2 protein-coding genes are annotated in these 1,357 nt (G+C 35.3%); both read left to right on the forward strand.

Translation table 11 applies throughout. The annotated features are described in order from the left end of the window. Nucleotides 1–72: 72 nt before the first annotated feature. Nucleotides 73–360 carry a transposase gene (locus DFR79_RS16035; RefSeq protein WP_133516459.1) on the forward strand — a complete coding sequence of 96 codons (288 nt, stop codon included), beginning with the start codon at nucleotides 73–75 and terminating at the stop codon, nucleotides 358–360. Nucleotides 361–383: 23 nt separating this feature from the next. Then, nucleotides 384–1,283 (forward strand): IS3 family transposase, encoded by a 900-nt coding sequence (locus DFR79_RS16040; RefSeq protein WP_243727833.1) that lies wholly within the window; start codon nucleotides 384–386, stop codon nucleotides 1,281–1,283. The last annotated feature ends 74 nt before the right edge of the window (nucleotides 1,284–1,357 follow it).

A 1,357-nucleotide genomic window follows, 5' to 3' on the forward strand; every position in this document is an offset into this window, starting at 1 on the left:
TGTAACGCCCCCTAAGAGTATTGGACAGAGACCAATTAAACATCTTATAATAATTACAGGGGGTAAAAGCAAATGGCTAAATCTTATGATCCTGATGAAAAAATGGAAATTGTTCTTCGAGTTATCAAAGGCGAAAAAATATCTGATCTAGTCGATGAATATGATGTCAGTCGCAGCTCCATTTATCTCTGGAAGAATGAATTCTTAGACGGTGGCATGAGCAAGCTCAGTGGTGATTCTGTTACTGAACAGGAAGCAAAGCTTAAAGAAAAAGACGAACAAATCAAAGAGATGGAAAAAATCATTGGTCAGCAAAAAGTTCAGATGGAAATTCTAAAAAAAAAGCCCTGGCAGAACTAAATACTGCTGATAAAATCAAGATAATCAATCAGCTTAAATCAGATTATACTATAACAGAACTGTGCCGAACTTTTAATATAGCTAGAAGTACCTATTACTATCGCCAAAGCAATGATCAAGACGAAAATACTAACACTGAAGATCAACTTTATACGGGTCATCCAGCCTATGATAAAGATGGTAATTTAGTCCCAGAAGAAGATGTTGTTCAACTGGTTAAAGATTACTGTGAAGAGTCTCCTCATCTAGGCTACAGAATGGTAACTGATTACTTAAACTATACAGAAAAGCTAAAAGTTAATCACAAGCGAATTTACCGCATTATGAAGGTCTTAGACCTCCTGCAGGATAAGATAGTGCCTAAACCTAAAGAATATCAATTAAGACAGAAACATGAACTAACTGGACCTGACCAGCTCTGGGAGATGGATATGGTCCAGATGTACATAGATAATAGTGGTCAGTGGGTATATATGTTTGATATTATTGATGTATTTACCAGAGAAATTGTAGGGCATCACGAAAGCCTAAGATGCCGAACAAAAGAAGCCCTTAAAGCTCTTGATAAAGCAGCCGAAAATCGAACCACTGATGATCTAGTTTTAAGAACTGATAATGGTGTTCAATTTAGAAGTCGAGAGTTTCAGACCAGGATTAGAGAACTTGATATATCTCATGAAAGAACAATGGTAAATACACCTGAAGAAAACGGTTATATTGAGAGCTTTCACGGTACGCTAAAAAGATGTGAAGTCTATAGAAAACATTATCGGAGCATAACCCACTGTAGAAATTCTATTGCTGAATTTATTGACAAATACAATAATAGAAGACCACATTCATCTGTTGGTAAAATACCACCAGCAGTTTATTATAAAAACCTTCTTAACAACTTAGTTTCAGGAATTAAATTTGCTGCATAAGTAGTTAAATTTATTGAGAAACTGTGTTTAATAAATCATATTAAAGCTTGTCCAAGATTAGAGGGGCTAGCTCA

Source organism: Halanaerobium saccharolyticum, from assembly GCF_004362045.1.
Lineage (GTDB): Bacteria > Bacillota > Halanaerobiia > Halanaerobiales > Halanaerobiaceae > Halanaerobium > Halanaerobium saccharolyticum_C.

What these genes read in the sequence shown, in the direction of transcription:
- DFR79_RS16035 (WP_133516459.1), top strand. Translation starts at nt 73, where the DNA reads ATGGCTAAATCTTATGATCCTGATGAAAAAATGGAAATTGTTCTTCGA.